Annotated in this window: 20 protein-coding genes and 1 tRNA gene; 11 read left to right on the top strand and 10 right to left on the bottom strand. The window is 64.5% G+C overall.

Translation table 11 applies throughout. The features are described 5' to 3' along the window. Positions 1-57: 57 nt before the first annotated feature. The 6 genes from ACUXST_RS03340 to ACUXST_RS03315 all read right to left on the bottom strand — a co-directional run bounded on the left by ACUXST_RS03340 (position 58) and on the right by ACUXST_RS03315 (position 7,165). Positions 58-1,026, bottom strand: a complete 969-nt coding sequence (locus ACUXST_RS03340; RefSeq protein WP_458388524.1) for a lysozyme inhibitor LprI family protein — start codon at positions 1,024-1,026, stop codon at positions 58-60. Next, on the bottom strand, positions 1,023-1,697 hold the full coding sequence (locus ACUXST_RS03335; protein WP_458388523.1) for an ABC transporter ATP-binding protein: 675 nt from the start codon (positions 1,695-1,697) through the stop codon (positions 1,023-1,025). The genes ACUXST_RS03340 and ACUXST_RS03335 overlap by 4 nt, the downstream gene beginning before the upstream one ends. Then, complete coding sequence (locus ACUXST_RS03330; RefSeq protein ID WP_458388522.1) at positions 1,690-2,940, bottom strand: lipoprotein-releasing ABC transporter permease subunit; 1,251 nt, start codon at positions 2,938-2,940, stop codon at positions 1,690-1,692. The genes ACUXST_RS03335 and ACUXST_RS03330 overlap by 8 nt, the downstream gene beginning before the upstream one ends. Beyond that, positions 2,937-4,259, bottom strand: a complete 1,323-nt coding sequence (gene proS / locus ACUXST_RS03325) for a proline--tRNA ligase (RefSeq protein ID WP_458388521.1) — start codon at positions 4,257-4,259, stop codon at positions 2,937-2,939. The genes ACUXST_RS03330 and proS overlap by 4 nt, the downstream gene beginning before the upstream one ends. 279 nt (positions 4,260-4,538) lie before the next feature. Next, positions 4,539-6,068 carry an MFS transporter gene (locus tag ACUXST_RS03320; RefSeq protein ID WP_458388520.1) on the bottom strand — a complete coding sequence of 510 codons (1,530 nt, stop codon included), beginning with the start codon at positions 6,066-6,068 and terminating at the stop codon, positions 4,539-4,541. 65 nt (positions 6,069-6,133) lie between these two features. Next, the gene (locus ACUXST_RS03315; RefSeq protein ID WP_458388519.1) at positions 6,134-7,165 is read right to left on the bottom strand and encodes a LacI family DNA-binding transcriptional regulator; all 1,032 of its coding nucleotides are present in this window, start codon (positions 7,163-7,165) and stop codon (positions 6,134-6,136) included. A 153-nt stretch (positions 7,166-7,318) separates the two neighbouring features. Between ACUXST_RS03315 and ACUXST_RS03310 the strand changes: the two genes are divergently transcribed. The 7 genes from ACUXST_RS03310 to ACUXST_RS03280 all read left to right on the top strand — a co-directional run bounded on the left by ACUXST_RS03310 (position 7,319) and on the right by ACUXST_RS03280 (position 19,122). Then, positions 7,319-10,213: a TonB-dependent receptor gene (locus ACUXST_RS03310; RefSeq protein ID WP_458388518.1), complete on the top strand. Its 2,895-nt coding sequence runs from the start codon at positions 7,319-7,321 to the stop codon at positions 10,211-10,213. A gap of 55 nt (positions 10,214-10,268) precedes the next feature. Then, complete coding sequence (locus ACUXST_RS03305; RefSeq protein WP_458388517.1) at positions 10,269-11,786, top strand: tryptophan halogenase family protein; 1,518 nt, start codon at positions 10,269-10,271, stop codon at positions 11,784-11,786. After that, positions 11,783-13,600, top strand: a complete 1,818-nt coding sequence (locus ACUXST_RS03300) for an alpha-amylase family glycosyl hydrolase (RefSeq protein ID WP_458388516.1) — start codon at positions 11,783-11,785, stop codon at positions 13,598-13,600. Before ACUXST_RS03305 ends, ACUXST_RS03300 begins: the two co-directional genes overlap by 4 nt. After that, positions 13,590-15,194: an alpha-amylase family glycosyl hydrolase gene (locus tag ACUXST_RS03295; RefSeq protein ID WP_458388515.1), complete on the top strand. Its 1,605-nt coding sequence runs from the start codon at positions 13,590-13,592 to the stop codon at positions 15,192-15,194. The genes ACUXST_RS03300 and ACUXST_RS03295 overlap by 11 nt, the downstream gene beginning before the upstream one ends. Further along, positions 15,191-17,254, top strand: coding sequence for a glycoside hydrolase family 97 protein (locus tag ACUXST_RS03290; RefSeq protein WP_458388514.1), 2,064 nt, complete (start codon positions 15,191-15,193; stop codon positions 17,252-17,254). Before ACUXST_RS03295 ends, ACUXST_RS03290 begins: the two co-directional genes overlap by 4 nt. Further along, positions 17,254-18,747, top strand: coding sequence for a tryptophan halogenase family protein (locus ACUXST_RS03285; RefSeq protein WP_458388513.1), 1,494 nt, complete (start codon positions 17,254-17,256; stop codon positions 18,745-18,747). The genes ACUXST_RS03290 and ACUXST_RS03285 overlap by 1 nt, the downstream gene beginning before the upstream one ends. Positions 18,748-18,876: 129 nt before the next feature. Beyond that, entirely contained in the window at positions 18,877-19,122 is a 246-nt protein-coding gene (locus ACUXST_RS03280) for a hypothetical protein (RefSeq protein WP_458388512.1), read from the top strand. Positions 19,123-19,221: 99 nt separating this feature from the next. Here ACUXST_RS03280 and ACUXST_RS03275 read toward each other — a convergent pair. Then, positions 19,222-19,298: transfer RNA gene (locus ACUXST_RS03275), tRNA-Met, on the bottom strand. Between the two features lie 127 nt (positions 19,299-19,425). Here ACUXST_RS03275 and ACUXST_RS03270 point away from each other — a divergent pair. Further along, positions 19,426-19,851, top strand: coding sequence for a DUF3775 domain-containing protein (locus ACUXST_RS03270; RefSeq protein WP_458388511.1), 426 nt, complete (start codon positions 19,426-19,428; stop codon positions 19,849-19,851). 6 nt (positions 19,852-19,857) lie between these two features. Here ACUXST_RS03270 and ACUXST_RS03265 read toward each other — a convergent pair whose 3' ends face one another. Next, positions 19,858-20,094 carry a hypothetical protein gene (locus ACUXST_RS03265; RefSeq protein WP_458388510.1) on the bottom strand — a complete coding sequence of 79 codons (237 nt, stop codon included), beginning with the start codon at positions 20,092-20,094 and terminating at the stop codon, positions 19,858-19,860. 52 nt (positions 20,095-20,146) lie between these two features. Beyond that, positions 20,147-20,959, bottom strand: a complete 813-nt coding sequence (locus tag ACUXST_RS03260) for a trypsin-like peptidase domain-containing protein (protein WP_458388509.1) — start codon at positions 20,957-20,959, stop codon at positions 20,147-20,149. A 146-nt stretch (positions 20,960-21,105) separates the two neighbouring features. Between ACUXST_RS03260 and ACUXST_RS03255 the strand changes: the two genes are divergently transcribed. The 3 genes from ACUXST_RS03255 (at position 21,106) to ACUXST_RS03245 (ending at position 23,604) form a co-directional block, all read left to right on the top strand. Beyond that, the gene (locus ACUXST_RS03255) at positions 21,106-22,317 is read left to right on the top strand and encodes a hypothetical protein (RefSeq protein ID WP_458388508.1); all 1,212 of its coding nucleotides are present in this window, start codon (positions 21,106-21,108) and stop codon (positions 22,315-22,317) included. A 191-nt stretch (positions 22,318-22,508) separates the two neighbouring features. Further along, complete coding sequence (locus ACUXST_RS03250) at positions 22,509-22,823, top strand: PspC domain-containing protein (protein ID WP_458388507.1); 315 nt, start codon at positions 22,509-22,511, stop codon at positions 22,821-22,823. 109 nt (positions 22,824-22,932) lie between these two features. Next, positions 22,933-23,604, top strand: coding sequence for a DUF6975 family protein (locus tag ACUXST_RS03245; protein ID WP_458388506.1), 672 nt, complete (start codon positions 22,933-22,935; stop codon positions 23,602-23,604). A 102-nt stretch (positions 23,605-23,706) separates the two neighbouring features. On the opposite strand, the gene ACUXST_RS03240 is transcribed toward ACUXST_RS03245, so the two are convergent. Continuing rightward, positions 23,707-25,104: a methyl-accepting chemotaxis protein gene (locus ACUXST_RS03240; RefSeq protein ID WP_458388505.1), complete on the bottom strand. Its 1,398-nt coding sequence runs from the start codon at positions 25,102-25,104 to the stop codon at positions 23,707-23,709. Positions 25,105-25,159: the final 55 nt, after the last annotated feature.

Below are 25,159 nucleotides of genomic sequence, written 5' to 3'. Positions count from 1 at the left end.
GCAGAAGGTCGTCAGGACAAGCACGGCGGGGCACGTTATCCCCACCTATCGAGCGCCTCAGCGGCCGCCCTGCCAATTGCCTTCCATGATGTCGCGGATCTCGCGCATGCGCCCTGTATAAGTGTCGCCGATGCACGCGCGGGTCGGGCAGCGGTCGCGGTAGCGAAGGAAGCGCGTACGAGTCTGCTCGAGGAGCCGCCGCTCTTCGGAACCCGCCTGGTTCATGGCGCGACCGAACTGCGCCGCCATGTTGCGGTCGAGCGCAGCGAGCCCGGCATCAGAGCACACGGCCTTTTCCCCGGACGTATGCGCGTTTGCACAATTAAAACTCGGTCGCGCCGTTGCGGGGCGATCCGCAGCGTCCTGTGCCGGCGGCGGCGGGGCTGCAGGAGCCGGTGCCGCCGGAGGCGGCGGCGCGGAGCTCTCGTCTTGCGCCGGTGCTGTTCCCGCTGTCGGCGCCTGATCGCCAGCCGGAGCCTGCGCTTGCCCGCTCCGCGAAAGAGTGGCGAGCGGAGTAATGATCGCATCCGCATTGCGAAGGAGGATGACATCGCCGCTGTCGTCCGCCGCGCGCTGGATCGTGTAGTCGACGTCCGACATCAGCGTATGGCGACCGCCGACGACGGCAACGCCGGGCGGCAGATCGAGCGACAGCGATCCCGAGCAATTGATTGCGCCTGTCCCCTTGTCCTGGCTCTCCATGACGGGGTTTTCCATCCGCAGCACGGCGTAGGCGGAGAGCCGATCGTAGGCAGCCTGGTCGCTGCCGCGAAGTTGTGCTGCCCGGCGGAACAGCTCGCGCTTGATGAGGTCGTAGGTGGGCTGTGCCGCACAGCGCTTCTCCGGGTCTGCAGAGGTGGTCCCGGCCACCAGATTGTCGCCGAGCTTGTCCTGGTTCCCGTTCCGCGTACTCGCGAAAACCGCGACGATTACCAGCAAGGCGAGCACGCCGAGCAAACCGATCATGGTTGGATTGAGCCGGCGCATCGGGCGCTGAACGTTCGGGTCCCGCGCCGGCTCCATCATTGCAACCTTCCTTCGTGCAAGCGAACGACGCGGTCCATCTTCGCGGCGATCCGCTCGTTGTGGGTGGCGACGAGCGCGGCGCTGCCTTCGCCACGAACGAGGTTCAGGAATTCCGCGAAGACGATGTCCGCGGTTGCCTCGTCGAGGTTGCCCGTCGGCTCGTCGGCGAGAACGAGCGGCGGCTTGTTCGCCAGGGCTCGAGCGACGGCCACCCGCTGCTGCTCGCCGCCCGACAGCTTCGACGGACGATGATCGAGGCGATTGCCAAGACCCAGCGCCGACAGCAGGCCATTGGCCCGCTCCGCGGCGGCCGTGGTCTCGGCTCCGCGGACCAGCTGCGGAAGAATCACGTTCTCGCGGGCGTTGAACTCGGGAAGCAGGTGGTGGAACTGATAGACGAAGCCGAGCATCTCGCGTCGGACGCGTGTGCGGCCCTCGTCGTCGAGGCCTGCGGCTTCCTCCCCGCCAAGGCGGATCGAGCCCTCGAATCCGCCTTCCAGAAGACCGACGGCCTGCAGCAGCGTCGACTTGCCCGATCCGGACGGGCCCAGCAGCGCGACGATCTCCCCCGGTTGTACGCCGAGATCGACGCCGCGGAGGACATGGATGGTGACGTCCGCCTGCGTGAAGCTGCGCGTCAGGCCGCGCGTCTCGAGGACGGGGTCACTCATAGCGCAGCACCTGCACCGGGTCGGTGCTCGCGGCCTTGTAGGCGGGGTAGAGCGTGGCGAGGAACGACAGGATCAATGCGATCAAGATGATTGCGGTGACTTCGAACGGATCGCTCTTCGACGGCAGGTCCGTAAGGAAGCGCACCGAGGGATCCCACAGGTTCTGCCCAGTGATCGTCTGGATCGCATTCACGACGCCCTGCCGGAAGAACAGAAAGATCGCGCCCAGGATGATGCCAAGGACGATGCCCAATGAGCCGATCGTCACGCCCACCGTCACGAACACCTTCATCATGCTTCCGCGGCTCGCGCCCATCGTGCGGAGGATGGCGATGTCGCGCGTCTTTGCCCGCACCAGCATGATCAACGACGACAGGATGTTGAAGACGGCCACTAGGACGATGAGCGAGAGCACGACGAACATCGCAACCCGCTCCACCTCTAGTGCTTCGAACAAGGCCGAGTTCATCTGCCGCCAGTCGACAATTGCGCCCTGCCCGCGCACCTTCGGTGCAAGCGGCGCGAGGATCTCCTGCACGCGATCCGGATTGTCGGTCTGAATCTTGATGTCGCCGACCGCGTCGCCGAGCATCAGTAGCGATTGCGCCTCCTGGATGGGCATGACGACCATCTGCTTGTCGTAGTCGTAGATGCCGACCTCGAAGATGGCGCCGACTGTGTAAGTCACGATCCTTGGTACCGTGCCGACCACGGTCGAGCGGCCGTCGGGACTGATCAGGCTGATTTCCGCACCCGGATAGGCGCCGAGCTGTTCGGCAAGCCGGGATCCGATCGCTACCTTGCCGCTGCCAGGTACGATGGACTTGAGATCGCCCGCTTGCACGTTGTCGGCGATGGTCTTGTTCGCGAGCAAATCCTCTACGCGCATTCCCCGAACGAGGACGCCTTCGACGCGGCCATTGCCGGAAGCCATCAGCGGCTGCTCGATGAGCGGCAGTGCCGATGTCACTCCAGGAGTCTTGCGGGCGGCGTCCACGATCTCCTGCCAGTTGTTCAAACGGCCCTCGAAGCCTTGCACCACCGCGTGGCCGTTCAGCCCGACGATCTTGTCGAACAGCTCGGCGCGAAAGCCGTTCATGACGCTCATGACGATGATCAGTGCTGCGACCCCGAGCGCAACGGCAATGAGGCTGATGCTGGCGACTAGGAAGATGAACCCCTCGCCCTTGCCCGGCAGCAGGTAACGTCGAGCGACCATGCGCTCGTAGCGGTTCAGGATCACCCGGTGAGCCTCGCCAGCGCTGACTCTATGCTGAGGTCCTCGCGCTCACCCGTGCGCCGGTTCTTGAGCTCGACTGTCCCGCCGGCGATGCCCCGCGGACCGACGATGAGCTGCCATGGCACGCCGATCAGGTCCATCGAGCCGAGCTTGACCCCACCACGCTCGTCACGGTCGTCGTAGATCACATCGATCCCGGCGTCCTTGAGCTTGGCGTACAGATCATCGGCAGCCGCGATGGTTGGCTGGTCGTCGGCGCGCATGGTCACGATCCCGACTTTCCACGGCGCAATCGATTCCGGCCAGACAATGCCGGCATCATCATGGCTTGCCTCGATGATCGCGCCAACGAGACGCGAAACGCCGACGCCGTAACTCCCCATCATCGGCGTGACCATCGCGCCGTCGCGGCCGGAAACCTTCATGCCCATGGAAGCCGAATATTTGTCGCCGAAGTAGAAGATGTGCCCGACCTCGATCCCGCGCCCGGTCCGTCGGCGGTCCGCGGCGACTTCGCTCCAGCGCGCTTCGTCGTGGGTCTCGTCGGTTGCGGCGTAGGTCGAGTTAACGCGATCGAACAGTCCCTGCAGCCCGGCTTCGTCACCGTAGCGCAGGTCAGCCTGCTGCCAGTCGAACTCCTCGTAGGCGGCGTCGTAGAACACCTCGCTCTCGCCGGTGGGCGCAAGCACGATGAACTCGTGGCTGAGATCGCCGCCGATGGGTCCTGATGCCGCCTTCATCGGCACCGCGCGGATGCCGAGCCGCTGAAACGTCCGCAGGTACGCGAGCATCTGGGTGTAGTAGCTCTGCCGTGCTCCGGCCTCGTCGAGGTCAAAGCTGTACGCGTCCTTCATCAGGAACTCGCGGCCGCGCATGACCCCGAAGCGCGGGCGCACCTCGTCGCGGAATTTCCACTGAATATGGTACAGCGTGCGGGGAAGGTCGCGGTAGCTCTTTACCTCGTCTCGGAAGAGGACTGTGATCATCTCCTCGTTGGTCGGGCCGTAGAGCATCTCACGGTCATGACGATCGCGGATACGAAGCATCTCCGGCCCGTAAGCTTCATAGCGGCCGCTCTCGCGCCACAGGTCGGCCGACTGAAGGGTCGGCATCAAGAGCTCCTGCGCTCCGGCGCGGTCCTGCTCCTCGCGGACGATCTGCTCGATCTTCTTGAGCACCCGGAAGCCAAGCGGCAGCCAGGCGTAGATGCCGGCTGCGGTCTGCCGGACCAGGCCGGCCCGGAGCATTAGCTTGTGGCTGACGATCTGCGCGTCGGACGGCGATTCCTTGAGGACCGGGAGAAAAGCTCGGGACCAGCGCATGGCGTCGCGCTCTACGGTGGCGACCCAGCGCTTGCAACCGTAGCGGCGGCTGTGGCGGCGCCGACACAGCCGTGTGACAAAAGACTCCGCTGCCGCTGTTCGACAGTGACAGCCCTGCGAAGGCCGCATAGCGTCCGCAACTCCGAACAACAGACCCTTGGGTCAGGGTTCGGGGATTGCAGCCGGCGTCTGGGGAAGCTGGCGGCGGTCATATCCAAGGGGGCTGACGAGCAATCGTCACGCAGGGCGCCCGGATCGGAAACGATCCGGGCGTTTGCTTTAGCCGGTTGCCGTGACCCCTTCCTCCATCCGCGCCACCCGGAGCATCGCCAATGCCGCGGCCGCGAGCACGAGCGCAGCCGCAAGCATCGTCCAGATCGGCTGGTCCGGAAACAGGGCCTTCATGATCGTTCCCATGACCGTCGCCACCAGCAGCTGCGGCAGGACAACGAAGACGTTGAACAGGCCCATGTAGATGCCGAGCTTCCGCTGCGGCAGCGCGGACGCGAGGATCGCATACGGCATCGCCAATATGGACGCCCAGGCGATGCCGATCCCGACTTCCGACAGTTTCAGCCACGCGGGATCACGGATCACGAAGAAGCTCGCAAAGGCCGCAGCGCCGCAGAGCAGGCAGACGATGTGCGTGCGCGCTTTGCCGATGCGCGACGAGAGCCAGGGCAGCAGCGTCAGCGCCGCGATCGCCGCCACACCGTTGTAGATCGCGAAAAGCTCTCCGACGCGGTTTGCTGCATCCTGGAACGTCGGGCTGGCGGCATCGCTCGTCCCGTAGAAACGCTGGGCGACGACCGGCGTCGTGAAGATCCACATGATGAACAGGGCCGACCAGCTGAAGAACTGGACCAGCGCCAGGCGCTTCATCACGCGCGGCATTCCCGCGAAGTCGCCGACAATGTGCGCGAGCATGTTCGTGCGGTTGCCGGCCCGGGCAAGTCGGATCGCAATCACGCTGGCTACCCCGTAGGCGATGAGCAACGCGCCGAGCAGGTACATCTCTTTCTCGAGATCCAACGCGAGCACGCCCGCGACCACGATCAGTCCGGCACCGATCCAGGCGAAGCTTGAGCCCAGCCGTCTTTTGCCGAGCAACGCGATCACTTCATCGCTGACCGGATGATCGGCCGGGTCTCCGAAGCGCGCAAGTTCGTCCGGTGAATGTTCGTGGGTCGTCAGCACGGTCCACAACACGGCGAGGAACAGCGCTGCTCCGCCGACCCAGAAGCTCAGGCGGACCGTATCGGGAATTCCTCCCGGGCCCGCCACGTTTGACACGCCGAGCGCATCGAGCAGCCTCGGGAATTCCGAGCCAACCACCGCGCCCGCGCCGATGAAGGCCGTCTGCACCGCATATCCCGACGCGTGTTGATCCTTGCGCAACATGTCGCCGACGAAGGCGCGGAACGGCTCCATCGAGATGTTGAGGCTGGCGTCCAAGGTCCATAGCAGCAGTGCAGCCATCAGCAGCTGTCCCGACAGCGGCATTAGCAGCAGCGACAATGTCGCGAGTAGCGCTCCAGCAAGGAAGTAAGGACGCCGCCGGCCCAGCCGGCCCAACCAAGTTCGGTCGGACAAATGCCCAACGATGGGCTGCACAAGGAGACCGGTCAGCGGCGCTGCGATCCACAGCGCCGGGAGATCATCGACGCTTGAGCCAAGCGACTGGAAGATCCGGCTCATGTTCGCGTTCTGAAGCGCGAAGCCAATCTGGATACCGAAGAAGCCGAACGAGATATTCCACAGGCCGGCAAGCGATTGCCTTGGCTTGTCCAACGTCACGGCTTTGTCCATCCGGCCCTCCCCTGCCTCGAAGCTGGCAGACAACCGGCAGCTGCACAATCGCTGCTAATCGGCCGTCAGCTATCTACGCCACTGGATTCCCGGACGACCAGCTTGACCGAAAGCAAGCGGTTGTCCGCCTCGCCGCTTTCGATCGCGCACAACAGCGTTTCGATGAGCGCTTCGGCCGCGGCGCGTGCGTCCTGGCGAACCGTGGTCAACGGCGGACTCGAGAGGCTCGCGACAGGCGTATCATCGAAGCCCACGACGGCAACGTCCTGAGGTACAGAGCGGCCGTCCCGCTGCAGCGCGTGCATCGCACCGATTGCTGCAACGTCCGATGCCGCGAAGACCGCGTCGAATTGGGCGCCGCGTGCAGCAAGCTCCTGGATAGCTGCCCGTCCCGCAGCCTCGCTCGGATCGGCGTTCACACGGAGGCGCTCGTCCCGATCGATCCCGGCAGCGGCCAGGGCTCGCGAGTAGCCCCGCCAGCGCTCGAGAAATTCGGGGTAGCGCGGCTCCGCCGTTCCCACGAAAGCAATGCGCCGCCGTCCGCGCTGAAGGAGGTGCGCCGTCGCGTCGAAGCCACCTTGCTCATTGTCCGAAGATACCGTCGCCCCGACCTGGGCGTCGCCCGCCGAACCCCAGCGGACGAAATGAGCGCCGTGGGCGATCAGCTTGCGGAGCTTGGGCTGGGACTCGATGTAGTCGCCGTAGCCCAGGAGGATGATGCCGTCGGCCTTGCGGCTGTCTTCATAGTCCACGTGCCAGTTCGACGAGAGCTGCTGGGTCGAGATCAGCAGGTCGTATCCGTGAGCCGCGCAAGACCGCACCATCGGTCCGAGCAGCGACAGGTAAAAGGGATTGATCAGGGCCCCGTCCGTCGAAGGCTCCTCGAAGAACAGCAGGGCCAAGGTGCGCGATTGCTGCAAGCGCAACCCGGAGGCGTTCTTGTCCACCTTGTAGTTGAGCTGCTCGGCGGCAGCGAGCACCCGAGCGCGTGTCGCTTCGCTGACGGAAGGATTGCCGCTGAGCGCGCGCGACACCGTTGGCTGCGACACGCCCGCAAGCGCCGCGATGTCGAAAGAGGTGGGCCGCCTCTGTGTCATGGCCGCAACGCTAGCATGCTGAATACGTATGTATAGCAGCCGTAGCCAGCTTCCGCGCAGCGAAACGTCTGGTATCCCAAGCGCCGGGAGAGGGGTTTTCGTCGCCCCGCTATTTACCGTCCGGCGCACGCCGGTTGCTTGGGGGGAATATCGATGATCAGCGTGTCTTTGCGCTCGCACATGTTTGCTGCAACGAGTTCGCTGGCGCTCGCCACCGTTCTTGGGTCGACGCCGGCGATGGCTCAGGAGGTCGCTGCGCCGCTGACCGCCGCCGCGCAGACACCGGGTGATGCTGCGCCGCCAAGCGCCAGCGATCCCGCAGCGGCTCAGAACGCCGTCGTGGTGACGGGTTTCCGCGCCGCCCTGCGCAGCGCGACCGCCAAAAAGAAGAATTCGGAATCGGTTGTTGAATCGATCACGGCCGAAGACGTCGGCAAGCTGCCGGACAATGGCATCGGCGAATCCATCGCGCGCCTGCCCGGACTTGCCGCGCAGCGCGACCACGGACGCGCGAGCGTCATCTCCATCCGCGGCTTCGGCCCCGACTTTTCGACGACGACGCTCAACGGTCGCGAACAGACCACCAGCAACGACAGCCGCGCGGTCGAGTTCGACCAGTATCCGTCGGAAATCTTGGCGGGAGTGGACATCTACAAGACCGCGCAGGCTGACCGCACCGGCGGCGGCCTCGTTGGCAACATCGACCTGCGCACGCTGCGGCCGCTGGATGTCGGCAAGCGCGTCATTGCAGTTGGTGTGCGTGGCGTGCACGTCGACCAGAAGCTGCTGCCGAACAGCCACAGCAATGGCGGCCGCATCTTCGGCACATTTGTCGATCAGTTCCTGCACGACACCGTCGGCGTTTCGTTGTCGGCTGCTTACTCGACCGACCCGTACCAGACCCGCGACTGGAATGCCTGGGGCTACGGAGGCTTCGGCTCCGTTCCCGGCGCGGTGGGGATGAACGGCGTGAAGAGCTGGTTCGAAGCGGGCCTTTACAAGCGCTTCGGTGGCAACGCGACGGTGCAGGCACGCCTCAGCGAAAACCTGATGATGACCTTCGACGGCTTCTACTCGGACGTGAAGAACGGCACCGACCAGAAGGGTTGGGAAATGCCGATGAACTGCGGCGGCGGCTGCGGGCACGACAGCATCCGCGACGTTACGGTGGAGGACGGCCTCATCACGGCGGCGACGGTCGACGGGACCCCGGTCATCGAGAATTATCGTGAGGACGATCACGCCAAGCAGCGGGCGCTCGGCTGGAACACGCGTTGGGACGGGCACAACGGCTGGAAAGCCATGGCCGATCTCAGCTGGTCGCGGACGACGCGCCTCGACGACCGCTTCGAGACTACCGCCGGCCTGATCAACGGGCATCTCTCAACCGGGCCGACGGCCACTGTTTCCTATCACTTCACCGATCACGGTCCCGTCTTCACGAGCAACTACGACGGTGCGAGTCCGAACCTGGTCCTGACGGACGTTGAAGGTTGGTCGGGATCTCCGGTTCAGGCCGGCTATGACAAGATCAAGCACGTCCGCGACGACCTCAAGGAAGCGCGCGCCGAAATCGAACGCGAGGTTGGCGGACTTGTCCGGTCGATCAAGATCGGTGCGGATCACACCTATCGCACCAAGCAGCTGATCCAGGACGAGGCATTCCTCGCGCCACCAAATGGCGCGCTCCAGGCAGCGATTCCGACGGATTTGCTTCAGCCCAGCTTTGAGCTCGATCGCGGTCTCGGACCGATCCTTTCCTACGACCCACGCGAACTCGTCGCGAACGGAGTTCTCGTATTCGTGCCGAACCCGACGGGCGGACTTGGCCAGGACTACAAGGTTCGCGAGAATGTCTGGACGCCCTACGCAATGGCGTCCCTCGACGGCGAACTCGGCGCTGCAAGGCTGACCGGCAACATCGGCGTCCAGGCAGTCCGGACGTCCGTCAAGTCGAGCGGCCTTCAGCCGACGATCAGCGACCACTATTGGATGGTCCTGCCAAGCCTAAACCTCAATTTCCGTTTCCCAAGCGACGTGGTCGTCCGCTTCGCCGCGTCGAAGCAGATGATGCGCCCGCGGATGGACCAGCTGAACAATCGCGTCTCGGTAAGTGTCGACAACACCCAGTCGCCAGCGATCTACACCGGGAACGGCGGCAACCCGACGCTTCGGCCCTACCAGGCAAAAGCTCTCGACCTGAACGTCGAGAAGTACTTCGGCACCAAGGGCTATTTCGCCATTCAGACCTATTACAAGCATATCGACAAATACATCGATACGCAGGCGACCGACCCCAACTTTGACTTCAGCAACTTCCCGAAGCCCGTCGGCGTCACTCTGCCCACCTCGCCGATCGGGATCTTCAATGGCCCGATCAACACACGCGGCGGCTACCTGTATGGCGGTGAGATCGCGGCCACCCTGCCCTTCGACGCGATCACGCCTTTCCTGGCAGGCTTCGGCATCACCGGCGGTGTCGGCTACACCAAGTCGAAGGTCGAGCGCTTCAATGGCAGCAGGACCCAGATTCCCGGATACTCCAAGTTCGTGGCCAACCTGACCGCCTTCTACGAGAATAACGGCTTCAGCGTCCGCGGCAGCATGCGCCATCGCTCCGGGTTCCTGGGCGAATTCCCGTCGTTCAACGGTGCTCCGGAACAGCAGTATGTGCTCGGAGAAACGATCTACGATGCGCAGATCGGCTACGACTTCTCCACCGGTTCGTCGCTCTCCGGCCTGTCGCTGTACCTCCAGGGGCAGAACCTGACGGACGAGCGTTCCGCGACCATCGGCGTGATCGACCTCCCTGGCTCTTGGTACAAATACCAGACCTACGGGCGCCGGTTCATCGCCGGAGCAACCTTCAAGTTCGGCGCTGCTCCGCCGCCGCCGCCGCCGCCGCCTGCGCCGCCACCTCCGCCGCCTCCGGCCGCTCCGGCGACGCAGACCTGCGCGGATGGATCGGTCATACTGGCGACGGACTCATGCCCGCTGCCGCCACCCCCGCCGCCGCCCCCAGCTCCAGCGCCCGAGCGCGGCTCCTGATCCAAGCGGTCCCGGCGGCCTTCAACGGCCGCCGGGCTTCCGTGCGTCTGCTTAGATGAGCCAGTCCTCGCCTCTCGAGATCGTAATCGCCGGCGGCGGGACGGCGGGCTGGGTTGCTGCCGCCACATTCGCGCGCTTCGTCGGCAACAGCGCCTCGATCACGCTAGTTGAATCCGATGAGATCGGCACCGTCGGGGTTGGCGAAGCGACCATACCCCAGATCCACAATCTCATCATCGGGCTCGGGCTCGATCAGGCAGAATTCGTCCGCGAGACGAACGCGACGTTCAAGCTCGGCATCGCGTTCAACGATTGGGGCACGCAGGGCGATTCCTTCATCCACAGCTTCGGCCAGACTGGCCGGGGCGTTGGCCTGATCCCCTTCCGCCAACTATGGCTCCGCGGCCGCTCGCTGGGGGTGGCGGGCGACTACGGCGATTACAGCTTCAACGTCGCGGCAGCGCGGCTCGGCAGGATGGCCAAGGGCGACGGCCGGCCCGGCGCAATACCCGACCTCGCCTATGCCTATCACTTCGACGCATCCCTCTTTGCGCGGATGTTGCGCCGATATGCTGAAGAACGCGGCGTGCAGCGCATCGAAGGCAAGATCCAGAGCGTCGAGCGCGATCCGGAAGCCGGCGACATCGCCAGTCTGGCTCTCGACGGCGAGCGGCGCGTTGCCGGCAACTTCTTCCTCGATTGCACCGGCTTTCGGAGCCTGCTGCTCGGACAGGCTCTCGGGGTCGGTTACCTGGACTGGACACACTGGCTGCCGTGCGATTCAGCGCTGGCGGTCCCGTGTGAGTCTAGCGAGGCATTTCGTCCCTGCACCCAGTCGACAGCACGCGAGGCAGGCTGGCAGTGGCGGATCCCCTTGCAGCACCGCACGGGCAACGGTCACGTCTATTGCTCCTCGATGATGTCGGACGACGAAGCGACTGCGTTGCTCCTGTCAAACCTCGATGGTGCTCCCCTCGCCGACCCTCGCCCGATCCGGTTCACGAGCGGCCGCAGAGAGTCGTTCTGGTCGCACAACTGCCTGGCCCTTGGTCTGGCCGCGGGTTTCATGGAGCCGCTGGAATCGACCAGCATCCACCTCGTGCAATCGGCGCTCGGGCGGCTGCTCAACGTCCTGCCCGGCGACACGAACGAGATGACCGCCGCGCGCGACACGTTCAACCGGTTGTCCGAGGTCGAGTGGGCGCGGATTCGCGACTTCATCGTGCTTCACTATGTAGCGAACCGCCGTGAGGGCGAGCCATTCTGGGACCAGTGCCGGAACATGGCGATCCCCGAGACGCTCGCGGCCAAGATCGAGCTATTCCAGGAAGCCGGGCTGTTCATCCGCGAGGAGGATGAACTCTTCCTCGATGACAGCTGGGGCCAGGTGATGATCGGCCAGGACATCATGCCCAGAAGCTGGTCGCCGCTCGCCGACAATGTCCCGGCGGGAGATATCGGTCCCTTCCTCGAGAGCCTCGCGGGCGGCTACCGCGCCAAGGCCGAGACCTTCCCAACCCATCGTCAATTCGTCGCTGCGATGGTCGGCGATCGCGCGAAGGAGCTTCAATGATCGGACGCAACGGACGAGCGATAATCCTCGGTGCAGCCCTGGCCGGATGTGCGGCCGGCGCTCAGGGAGCGCCAGCGAGCTATCGAACGCGGCTTCCGCAGGACGAGGTCATTTACTTCGTGCTTCCGGACCGGTTCGAGAACGGCGATCCGTCTAACGATCGCGGCGGACTCAGCGGCGGTCGCCTGACCACCGGTTTCGACGCGACCTCCAAGGGCTTCTACAACGGTGGCGACATCAAGGGTCTGATCGAGCATCTCGACTACATTCAAGGGCTCGGAGCGACGGCCTTGTGGGTCGCGCCGGTCTTCAAGAACAAGGCGGTGCAAGGCCCACAAGGCCAGGAAAGCTCCGGCTATCACGGCTACTGGATCACCGACTTCACGCAGGTCGATCCCCATTTCGGAACGAATGCGGTCTTCAAGGCGCTGGTCGACGCGGTCCACGCGCGGGGCATGAAGTTCTACATGGACATCGTCGTCAACCACACCGCCGATGTCCTGTCCCCTGCCGAATGCGCAGGACAACGGCCCTGCTCCTACCGGAGCATCGCCGACTTTCCGTATCAGCGTCGCGGCGGGGTGAGCGGCGCACCGATCAACGGCGGCTTCGCTGGAGAGCGCGATGAGAGCTCGGCCAACTTCGCTCGGCTGAAGGACCCAAACTACGCATATACCGTGACGGTCCCGCCCGCCGAGAAGGACATCAAGCGCCCCGCCTGGCTGAACGACCCGATCTACTACCACAATCGCGGCAACAGCACGTTCGCCGGGGAGTCGAGTACGCTCGGCGACTTCTCCGGCCTGGACGACGTGTTCACCGAAAATCCGCGCGTCGTACGCGGCATGATCGACATCTACGCCGCGTGGATCGACCAGTTCGGCGTCGACGGCTTCCGGATCGATACTGCGCAGCACGTCAATCCGGAGTTCTGGCAGCAGTTCGTGCCAGCGATGCTCGCTCGGGCGAAGGCGCGCGGAATCCCCAACTTCCACATCTTCGGCGAGGTTTCCACCGACGACATGAACCCGGCGCACACCGCCGTGAACACGCGCGTCGATAAACTTCCGGCGGTGCTGGACTTCCCCTTCACGCACGCAGTGATTGATGTCGTCGCAAAGGGGGCCGGTACCGACGAGCTGGCGAAGCTCTTCCGTGGCGACGCGCTCTACGAGGGCGGCGCGCAGGGAGCGCTGCAGTTGCCAACCTTTCTCGGCAATCATGATATGGGCCGGTTCGGCATGTTCATCCGCAGGGCGCAGCCAAACGCCAGCGACGCAGAGGTGCTCCAGCGGGACCTGCTCGGACACGCGATGCTCCTGACGCTTCGCGGCGTGCCGACGATCTACTCGGGCGACGAACAGGGCTTTGCGGGCACGGGCGGCGACCAGGACTCACGGCAGGACATGTTCGCCAGCAAGGTCGCGACGTACAACGAAGACAAGCTGATCGGCACCAGTGCGACCAACGCAGTGCCCAACTTCAAGCCGGACCATCCGCTATACAGGCACATCGCCCAGCTCTCGCGAATCCGCACCGCTCATCCGGCGCTGACGCGCGGCCTGCAGCTGATCCGCTTTGCGTCGGACAAGCCGGGCCTTTTCGCGGTTTCGCGCCTGGATCCGGCCAACGGGCGCGAAATGCTCCTAGTCTTCAACACGTCGACCAGCGCACTCCACCAGCACGTCCGGGTTGAGACGCGCTCGACGCGGTTCGAAGCTCTTGCGGGACCTTGCCCGCTTGCGGCAGCGGCGCCCGGGACCGTCGCCGTCGATCTGCCGCCACTCGGTTACGCGGTTTGCAATGCTCGCTGACGAGGTCCAGCGCCCCGCGATCAGCGGCACTACCGCGCCGTGGTGGAAGGGTGCCGCCATCTATCAGATATATCCGCGCAGCTTCGCGGATTCGAACAGCGACGGAATCGGCGATCTTGCCGGGATTGCCGCTCACCTCGACTATGTAGCGCGCCTGGGCGTCGACGCGATCTGGCTGTCGCCGTTCTTCACCTCGCCCATGCACGATTTCGGTTATGACGTGGCCGACTATTGTGGCGTTGACCCGGTGTTCGGAACGCTCGGCGACTTCGATGCGCTGGTCGACCGCGCGCACCAGCTGAAGCTCAAGGTCATCATCGACCAGGTCTATTCGCACAGCTCCGACCAGCATCCGTGGTTCCAGGAGAGCCGATCGAGCCGGGATAACCCCCGTGCTGACTGGTACGTCTGGGCAGATGCCAAGGCGGATGGATCACCGCCGAATAACTGGCAGTCCGTCTTCGGCGGTCCCGCATGGCAGTGGGATGCGCGTCGCGGACAGTACTACCTGCACAATTTCCTGCCCGAGCAGCCGGACCTCAACCTCCACAACCCGGAGCTGCAGGACGCAATCCTCGGAGTTGCGCGCTTCTGGCTCGAACGCGGCGTGGACGGTTTTCGGATCGATGCGATCAACTTTGCGATGCATGATCCGCAGTTGCGCGATAACCCACCAGCGGCGGGCGGCGGCAAGCGCACTCGGCCGTTCGACTTTCAGCAGCACCTCTACAATCAGTCGCATCCCGCGATCGTCGCCTTCCTGGAGCGGCTACGCGGCGTAACCGGGGACAGCTTCACACTGGCGGAAGTCGGCGGCGATTATCCGCTGTCGGAGATGCAAGCGTTCACTCAAGGCCAGAACCGTCTCAACAGCGCCTATGGGTTCGACTTTCTCTACGCAGAGCGGCTGACGCCGATGCTGGTGGCTCGCGCGCTCCGCGACTGGCCGGACTCGCCCGGGATGGGCTGGCCGACCTGGGCCTTCGAGAACCATGATGCGCCCCGCGCTGTGTCCCGCTGGTGCAGAAACGATGACTGCGCCCAGTTCGTCCGGACCAAGACGCTCCTGCTGTCGGCTCTTCGTGGCTCGATCATACTCTACCAGGGCGAGGAACTGGGTCTTCCCCAGGTCGACGTGCCCTTCGAGCAGCTCCAGGATCCCGAAGCGATCGCCAACTGGCCGCAGACGCTGAGCCGCGACGGAGCGCGCACTCCGATGCCGTGGAGCGCCGACGCGCCGAGCCTAGGGTTCTCCGACGGGACTCCCTGGCTCCCGGCCGCCGACACCCACCGCGGACTCGCAGTTGATCTGCAGGATGGCGACCCTGCGTCCACACTCGAGTTCACGCGCCGATGCCTCGAGTTGCGCAAGTGCAATCCAGCGCTTCGCGCCGGCTCGCTTCGAGTAGTTGATGCTGGCGAACGGAAGCTCGTATTCGATCGCGTCGCCTGCGGGCAGCACCTGCGGTGCACCTTCAACTTGTCCGAGACGCACGTACCGCATTCCCGAACCGGCGAGGTCCTCATCCGGAGCGGCACTGTTGCCGACCATGCGCTCGGCCCTTACGCAGCGCTGATCGAGGTGATCGAATGAATCTGTCCCGGCTGTTTGCGTGCCTTCTGTTTCTTGTCGCCGCTCCCGCTGCTGCCCAGACGGTGCAGCAGGCTCCACCAGCGCTGAAGGCTGTCGCGAGCGTCGATTCTCCGTCGCGCATTCTGCACGTGGACGTGACGATCAATCCGGACGGCCGCGTCGGCTATAGGGTGACCCGTCTGGGCAGGCCGGTGATCGATGAATCCCGGCTCGGCTTCCTTTTCACCGATGCTCCCGAGATGCTTCGGAACTTCACCTTCGCAGGCCAGACCGTACGGAGCTTTGACAGCAGCTGGGACGAGCCGTGGGGCGAGTATCGCATCATCCGCAACCGGTACAATGAACTCACCGTCGATCTCGCGGAGTCCGGAGCGCTCAAGCGCCGGATGATCGTCGATTTCCGCGTTTACGACGATGGCATTGGTTTCCGCTATCAGATTCCGAGGCAACCCAACCTTGTGCAGGCAAACGTCGCCGACGAACTGACGGAGTTCAACATCTCCGAGCCCGGCACCGCCTGGTGGGACGAGGCACTCGAGTGGAACCGCGAGGAATATCTCTACCGGACGACACCGATCGAACAGGTGGGCACGGCCCAAACGCCGCTGACCATCCGCACCGCTAGCGGGCTGCACCTCTCAATCCATGAGGCGGCGCTGGTCGACTATTCCGGCATGGACCTGCGGCGGGTTCAGGGCCGGGTGTTCAAGGCCAGCCTCATGCCCTCGTCGACGGGTCCCAAGGTCACTCGCGACGCACCGTTCACGACCCCCTGGCGCGTGATCATGATCGCCCCGGACGCGCCTGCGCTCTATAAGTCCGCGCAGATCATCCTCAACCTCAACGAATCCAACAAGCTCGGCGACGTCAGCTGGGTGAAGCCGATGAAGTACGTCGGCATCTGGTGGGCGATGCACCTCGACCAGGCGACGTGGAACTCGGGTCCCAAGCATGGCGCGACTACTGCGAATGCCAAGCGGTATATCGACTTTGCCGCGGCCAACGGGTTCAAGGGCGTGCTCGTCGAAGGCTGGAACAAGGGCTGGGACGGCACCTGGTTCGGCAACGGCTGGGACTTCAGCTTCACTCAGCCCTACCCCGATTTCGACCTCGCCGGCGTCACGGCTTACGCCCGCAGCAAGGGCGTGGAGCTCATCGGTCATCACGAAACCGGCGGCAACATCGCCAATTACGAGAAGCAGCTTGGGCCCGCTCTCGACCTTTACCAGCGGGTCGGCGTCCACAACGTTAAGACCGGCTATGTCGCCGACGCCGGCGGCATTCAGGCGCTCGGTGCCGACGGCAAAGTTCATTTCGAATGGCATCAGGGCCAGGTTGCCGTGCGCCACCACTTGAAGGTGGTCACCGAAGCGGCCAAGCGGCGCATCACCATCGACGCCCACGAGCCGGTAAAGGACACCGGGCTGCGCCGGACCTATCCAAACTGGGTATCTCGCGAAGGGGAGCGCGGGATGGAGTATAATGCCTGGGGCGAGCCCAAGAACCCGCCGGAGCATGAGGCAAACCTGGTGTTCACGCGCATGCTGAGCGGCCCGATGGATTTCACGCCCGGCATTCTCAGCCTCAAGGGCAAGGGTGACACGCAGATCCTTTCGACGCTCGCCAAGCAGCTTGCGCTCTACGTCGTCATCTACTCGCCCATCCAGATGGCCGCCGACCTGCCCGAGAACTACGAGGCCAACCCAGCGGCGTTCCAGTTCATCAAGGACGTGGCGGTCGACTGGGATGACAGCCGTATGTTGGCTGGCGAGGTCGGCGACCTGGCGGTGTTCGCACGCAAGGCGAAAGGCTCCCCGGAGTGGTTCCTCGGTGCCGTTGGCGACGAGCAGGAGCGCCGTTTCGACGTCTCGCTCAGCTTCCTTCAGCCTGGACGCCGTTACGAAGCGCAGATCTACCGCGACGGCAACGATGCCGATTACCGGACCAACCCCCGTTCCATCGTCATCGAGAAGCGCGTCGTCATTTCCGCCGACCGTCTCGCCGAGCGCATTGCTCCGGGCGGCGGAACGGCCGTCCGCTTCGTGCCCATCGCTCGCTGATGGCTCCTCCGCCGCGGTCGGTCGTCATTCTCGGCGGCGGCACCGCGGGGTGGATGGCAGCGAACCTGCTTCATCAGCGGTGGGCCGAGCACGGGACGGCGATCACGCTAATCGAATCGAGCGACATCGCAATTGTCGGCGTCGGCGAGGGCTCGACGCCGCAGCTGAAGGCCTTTTTCGACGGGCTTGGAATCGCCGAGGCGGATTGGATGCCCCGCTGCAATGCCACCTACAAGGCGGGTATCGAGTTCGCTGCCTGGTCCGACCGCCCGGGGCACGAGCGATACTTCCACCCCTTCCCCACCGAACTAGACGGCTTCACGCAGCCCAAGTTCTTCTATGCGACACGAGCGCGGCGCACGGGCCGGGACGTGCCGGCGCACCCTGATGCCTTCTACGTCCCGACGCGGATCGCTCGCGAGGGCCGTGCTCCGATCGCGCCGGCGAACTTCCCGTTCCTGGTGAGCTACGGGTATCACTTCAACGCCGAACTCTTGGGCGGGTTTCTGCGTGAGGTCGCCACGGCAAAGGGAGTCGCTCATGTCGACACCCGGATTGCCGAAGTAGAGCTCAACGAAAGTGGCGATGTTGCAGCCCTCCTCGCGCAGGATGGCCGCCGGTTCGAAGCCGACCTGTTCATCGACGCCAGCGGTTTCCGTGCGGCAATCATTGAGGGAGCATTGGGCGAGCCCTACCGGTCCTTCAGCGAAAATCTGTTCAACGACCGCGCGGTGGTCGCGCCGACACCCCGGCCAGACGGCGAGATCATCGCCTGCACCGTTTCGACGGCCCTGTCCGCCGGCTGGGCCTGGCGCATCCCGCTCACCAACCGCGTCGGCAATGGCTACGTCTACTCGTCGCGTTACATCGACCCTGAAGCCGCGGCGACAGAGCTACGCGCCCACCTGGGGCTCGGCGCCGATGCAGAGGTTCGGCACTTGCAAATGCGCTGCGGCCGCCTGGAGCGCAGCTGGGTCCGCAATTGCCTGGCCGTCGGGCTGTCACAGGGGTTCGTTGAGCCGCTCGAGGCAACAGCGCTGCACGTCGTGCTGGCGACCGTCGAGAGCTTCATCGACGCCTGGGCGAAGGACGAGCGCGTTGGTTTCAACGCCGCCATGGCCCAGCGTTACGAAGGCATCCGCGATTATCTGGTTTGCCACTACCGGACGGCGCTTCGCAGCGACAGCGCCTATTGGCGCGACGCCACGCGGATGGAATGCCTCTCGGACACCCTGAAGGACATCATCACCGCCTGGTTCACCGGAGCTGACCTGGAACGCGCCGTGTTCGAACAAGGAATAGCAGCCTACTACCCGCCGCTCTCGTGGCACTGCATGCTCGCCGGCTACGGCAACTTCCCCGAGCCCGGCCGGCTCGTATCGCCCGGCCCGGAAATCGCGCCGATTGACATGGATGAGGTGAACCGATTTGTCGGCGGCTGCGCGACGAACTTCCCCGCCCACACCGACGCTCTGGCTCGCCTAGCGAGCTGACAAGCGTTCACCGGGCACCGACGCCGTCGCTGACGCGGCCGCGCTCAGTAGGCAGCGATCAGGAACAGGTAAGCGAACATCGCAATCGTTAAGATCCACATGCTGGCCAGGCCCAGCCGGACTCTACCCATGGACAACACTCGCCCGGCGTTGCTGGGCGTACAACGCAGCAAGCTCCTGGTGGACACGACGTGCCGCGATGTCGGCGGTTCGCTTGGCAGCCGCTCGTTCCGCCAGTTCGCGCACCCGAAGGTAATCTGGAGAGACGGGCTCATTCGGCTGATCGACATCTTCGCCAGTGCAATGAAAGCTGACGATCGGCCCACCAACACTTACATTTGCCATGATTTATCCGTGAATTGCGAAGCAGTTTAGCTCCACAATCATCGTGGACTGGACCGGTTGCGTGCCCTTAACCCGTGTTACGAAGATTGTTCGGCCGGAACTGCCTTGCCGGTTAACCACCGACGGAAATGGTAGCGGAGGAGGGACTTGAACCCCCGACACGCGGATTATGATTCCGCTGCTCTAACCAGCTGAGCTACTCCGCCACACTCGGTGCAAGCGCGAGGATCACCCCCCGCAGCGGCGCGGGATATAGGTGCGCGGCAATGGTCGGTCAACGAGAGGAACCGCTTACGGCTGCTCTCGTTCAAGCGGGCAGACAAAGAGGACGCAATGGACCCCCTGACCCCCATCGATACCCTGTGCCGCATTATCCTGCGCGCCCGTGAATATGAGGCGCAAACCGCCAGCGACTATGACCCGGAGGAAGCCGCCGACAACGTCGATGACGAGCAGGAAGGCACGCTCAGCGTCCTCGAAGACGACATCAACACCAGCGTCGAAGAAGAGCTTCGCGCCGCGTTCGAGGACCTCGGCGAGGACCAGCTGGCCGAAGTGATCGCCTTCTGCTGGGTCGGTCAGGGCACCTACGATGCAGCCGATTGGGATGAGGCGACGGAAGAGGCGCAGGCGCTCGTCGGCGGAGGAGTGGACGGCGCGCTCGACGAGCTTTTGGACATGCCGATGCTGGCCTCGGTGCTGGAGTCAGGACTCGCCGCGTTCGACCTCAGCTGTCAGGGCGTCGGCGACCTCAGCTAGCAAAGGTCAGGCAGCTGTGCGCAGCTGCCCATCCGCATCGATGGGATCGCGCCCGATGAGTGCATGCCATCCCTTGCGGATGCCGTACTGCACGGCCCAGCCGAGCGCGTAAGTCGCGACGATCGGCGCGAGCGCCCGAACCGCACTCTCGGCAACGGTGCCAGCGATCGCGCCCTTGATCCCGCTGTCGCCGTCCTGGCGGTCAATTGCGGCGCCGATCAGGGCGCCGAGCAGGTTTGCCATGGTTCGTCTCCTTCGCCGCCAAGACGAATTCCAACAGCAGCGGGTTCCCGCGCTAGCGAGACTTCTCCGCTCTTGCGACGACCGCTCGAACCACATTGGCCGGGATGGCGAAGCCGATGCCGACATTGCCCTGCCCCGAGTCAGGGCTGAACAGGGCCGAGTTGATGCCGATCACTTCGCCCTTTGAATCAATCAGAGGACCGCCCGAATTGCCGGGATTGATTGGCGCATCTGTCTGGATGAAGCGGCGCGTGTCGTCATTGCCTAGCCCGCGATTGGTGGCGCTGATGATCCCGGCGGTAACCGTCTGACCCAAGCCGAACGGGTTGCCGATGGCGAGCACAGGATCGCCGACTGCCAGGCTCGAGCTGTTGCCGAGACTGAGCGAGGGAAGGCGGCTGGCTCGGATCTTCAGGACTGCGAGGTCGACATCCGGCGCAAGGGCCACGGGATCTGCCGGGAAGTGACGCCCGTCATTCAGCCCGACCTCAACCGCCCGGGCATTCTGGACGACGTGGAAGTTGGTGATGACGAACCCGCGTGCGGCGTCGACGATCACGCCGGAACCTGCGGCCATAGCCGGCTGCAAGGCCGCGTCGGGAACTCCGAAGTAGCGGCGGAAGAATGGGTCCTGGAGAAGAGGGTTCTGCTCGGCCGGCGATGGCTGCAGGACGGCGATGGTCACGACTGCGGGCGCCGTCTTGCGAACCAGCGGAGCAAGACTGGAGGAAGCGTCCGCGCTCGCGGCCGGAGGCGCGGAATTGCTCCCGATCGGCAGCATCCGGGCGATCACGCCACCGATCACCGCAGCGATAATCAGCAGCAATAGCAGGAGGAGCGGACGCGTCTGGGCTGTGCGGACCATCTGCCTATAGAAACGCCGAAGCCGGACTCCGTTCCGCCGATGCCACTGGTCAGCAGTGGTCAATCTGGGGCAAGCGATTGGGCCCCATGCTTCACCTTCGACCGCTTCTCCTTGCCCTGCGTATAGTCTTGGTCATCGGAGCTGCGGTGACCGCCAGCACCGTCCACGCTCAGTCCTTGGAGCGGCCGAAGGTGATGAGTACTGCCGAGGCAATCCGTCAGGACGCTGCAATCTACGCCGTGCAGCACCAGGTGAGCCTTGCCGAAGGCGTCCGCCGGCTACGGGTTCAGGCGGCCAGCCCAGAAGCGACGGACAGGATTGCGGTTGAGTTCGCGGACCGTCTGGCAGGCATCTCGATCGATAACGGCCCGAGCTATCAGATCATCGTTCTGCTGACGGGCGATGAACCCGTCGCCTCGAGAATGATACAGGCCGGTGGCAGCGATGTGCCGGTCGTCTTCCGCACCGGCGCCCGCGCTACCCACGCGCAAGCCATCACGGCATTGCGGCGACACCTCATCGACCTGCGTTCTGAAATGCCTGGCGCGAGAGGCGCCGGCTACGACCAGCGGACCGGGGAAGTTGTCCTGCTCGTCAGAAGCGAGGATGCGGAGCAGTTCGGAGTGGCCGCAATCCGTGGCCGCGCGGAGCAGATCGGCGGCGTGCCTGTCCGCGTCGACATCAACGACCTGCGCGAGTCCAACATGAGCGTCGCAGGCGGCGGGCTGATCGACGGCCTCAACCCCGTCGACGGTCGCCGCTACCGCTGCACAAGCGGGTTCATCGTCACCGATGGATCGCGGGATGCGATCGCCACCGCCGCTCACTGCCCGGACGAAGTCACCTATCGGGATGACCAAGCAGCGGCCATACCCCTCGCCTTCTCCAGTCAATGGGGCGTTGGCTACCAGGACGTGCAGATCAATGTCAGCCCCGAGGCCGAGCAGCCCGTTTTCTACTCCGACCGGAAGAGTGGATCGCTGCGCAAGCTCGCCACGTGGCGAAACCTGGCAAGCACCCGGGCCGGCGAGTTCCTGTGCCACTGGGGAGAAAGCTCCGGCTACAGCTGCGCCGACGTGCAGCTGACCGACTATGCTCCGCCCGGCGCACTGTGCGGAGGTCCGTGCGAGCCGACGTGGGTGACTGTGCCGGGGCCGAGCTGCATGGCGGGCGACAGCGGTGGTCCGGTGTTCAGCGGCACTACCGCATTCGGGATCGCCAAGGGGATCAATCGAACCCAGTGGGGCCGCTGCAACTTCTATTACTACATGTCGACGGATTACCTCCCGCCGCCCTGGCGCCTCTCCGTCGCGCCGCCGCCCTCACGTGAAGCGAAGGGCTCGTCTGCTCGCAAATGAATACGAATGCTGCAGCGCAGCAACGCACTTGCAGCACGAGGTGGAAATTCCCAACTTGTAGCCGTTGATCCGGCTCCCGTGGCGCTCACGGAACGGGTCGCAACAGCCAAGCCGTTGCTTCTCCAGCGGGTTTTAGTTTTGGCACGGCTTTTGCTTATGAAAGAGCAGATAGCTTTGCCACGGAGTTGAACATGCAGGACGCCGCCCAGACCCGCTACATCCCCCTGCCCCTGCGGGACCACACGATCCTTGGCGTGTGCGAGGCTATGGGCGAGGACTTCGGGTTCAATCCGACTTTCCTGCGCGTGCCGCTCGCGGCCTGCGTGCTGTTCAGCGTCAAGTACGCGATTGCCGCCTACCTGGTACTCGGCGTCGTAGTCCTCGCCTCGCGGCTCATCTTCCCGAACAAGAAGACGATTGTTGTGGCGGCTGCTCCCGAGGGGCTTCAGCCCGCCGCCAACGCCGATCAGGCGCGTGAGCGCGAGGAACTGCAGATCGCTGCCTGAGGGATCGTCAGCAGAAGGTTACCGGCGCGTAAACCTCGTCTTTACGCCCTTGCGTTAGAACCCCTCGGATTAGGCTTCGCCTGACATACATCAGTCGAGGGGAAAGGGATTGGCGATCAATCGCTCCGCAGAGCAAGCACCGCTCAGCGTTGCCGAAATCCAGCTTGCGCGCGTCGCGAGCGAGGGATGCGCGCGCCATCCGCACCTGCAGACCCTCGTCGACGCGACCGGCCGTCATGCCGGTCGTGATTTGTCGGACGCGGTGCACCTGCTGTGCAGCCTTCATGGACACTATCCCGGCCTCATCGAAATCGCTCTCCAGCGCTGCCCGGAAGGCGCGGCTCAGGAGTGGCTCGTGCGTGCATCGGAAGCATTCGAGCGCGAGCGCCTCTACCTCGTTCGCCTGACCGCCGCAGTCGGCCCGTTGCCCAGCACGCCAGGTGCCGCGGAAACGGAATCAAGCCTGCTCGGCGGACGCCGCGCTCTCGAGACGCTTGCCCAGTCGGAACGTCAGGGCTGCGCATTGGGCTCTGCCACCGCGTTGGTTGGCGACTGGTGGCCGATCCGCCGCGTCCTCGATCGCGCTGCAGTTCGCGCGGGTGTCGAGACCCCTGCCCCATCACTTCCAGATGAAGCGTCGGTAGTTCGCGTCATCGGCAGCGTCGCTGGCACGCCTTCCAGCGGCCGAGCGCTCGCCTTCGGCGGCGAGCAACTCCTTCTCCAGCATCGCGCACTCTTCGACCTGCTCGAAGCACGCGCCGAGGCACGCGCCGACTATTAAGTCGCTGGCCTTCCGGGCCGCTCCTGCTGAACCAGGTCTGTAAAAGAAATCGCCGCCCGCAGCTGCTGCGGACGGCGACGTTTTCAACTGGAACTCGGGAGATCAGTCGTCCCTGTAGGCCAGTTCGAAGTTCCCCCACCGGCGGCCGCCGAAATAGAGCGGCACGAAGACGTTCTTCACCGGGATATACTTGTCGCCAAGCTCCATGCGGTAGGTCGCAAGGGTCGCAGGCCGGTCGCTGGCAAGGGCCGCCCTCGTCGTATCGTCGATCAGGATGCGCTTGTTGCGGCAATGCTCGTCGTTCCACACGGGATCGGGTCCTTGCGGGTGGCTGCGCTTGCTTAGGTGGGTCGGCAGATAGCCGTTCATGTCGCCGATCGCCGAACCGATGATCCGCCCATCCGATGATTCGACGCGGTCGAGAATTGGCTGGATCAGGTGGTCGGCCGGGTCATTGAAGCGGACTGAATATTGAACGGGGTTCGTGCCTTCGACGAGCTGGTAATCGGTGTCGAACACGTCATCCAGGGTCAGACGGCCTTCACTGACCGCCTTCTCGACGACGGCCATGATCTGCCGGCCCGCTTCCTGGGCCTTCAGGATGAAGGGCGTGTCGTCGATCTCCGCGCCTGAGTTGGCGAGCGTGTCGAGCATGGTGTTCGACAGCATTTCGAGGTGAGCGAGGCGCTTCTCGGCGCTGACCAGCTCGGTCCCGTTGGCGCGGGCGTCCGACGCGAAGTCGGTCAGGCCGGCCTTCACGCGGTCGACGCTGGTCTGAATCATGCTCGTGGAATGAGCGATGCCCTCGGTCTGGCGGTCGACCATCCCGACGATCTCGCTGACTTCGCGAACGGTGTCGCTGATGGTCCCGAAGCCGGACTGCGCGGCGCGGCTGCGCTCGACGCCGGTCTTTATCTCAGTGGTGACGGCACCCGCTTCCCGCGTTAGCTCGCCGATGGTTGAGGCGATCTGGCTGGTTGCCGCCCGGGTGTCGTGGGCGAGCTTCTTCACTTCCGCCGCAACGACTGCGAAGCTGCGGCCCGCGTCACCTGCACGCGCCGCCTCGATCGTCGCATTCAGCGCCAGCATGTTGGTCTTGCGGGCAATGGTTTCGATGGTCGAGGAGACCATCTGAACCTGGTTCATCGCCGAAGCGAAGCCGGCCATGCGCTCGCCGAGCTGGACGACCAGTTCCGTGAGGCCCTTGAAGCCGTCAATCGTGTCCTCGATGGCGTCGCGGCCTGCCTCGAGCTTCGCCTTCGCCTGCTCGGAGAGCAGCCGCGCTTCGTCGGTCGAATCCGACACGCGCGCCTGGTCGGCAAGCAGACGGGTCGTGACTTCCTCGAGCTGGTCGAGCGTCTGCATGTGGTCGTTGATGCGGCCTGCAACGCCCTGGACGTAGCCGGCGACGTCGCTGCATTCCATCGACAGAGAGCCGCAGTCCCGCGCAACCGCACGGATTGCGTCTTCAGTGACTTGCTCGATCCCCATTGTCGCCATGTCGACGCCCGCTCCCGAAAGGTTCGGGACGGAGATACGAAGAACGTCCTACTTC

It is taken from the genome of Sphingomonas sp. F9_3S_D5_B_2 (assembly GCF_054263715.1).
Note: the sequence above shows the minus strand (reverse complement) of the source record. Positions and strands in the feature narration are given on the sequence as shown.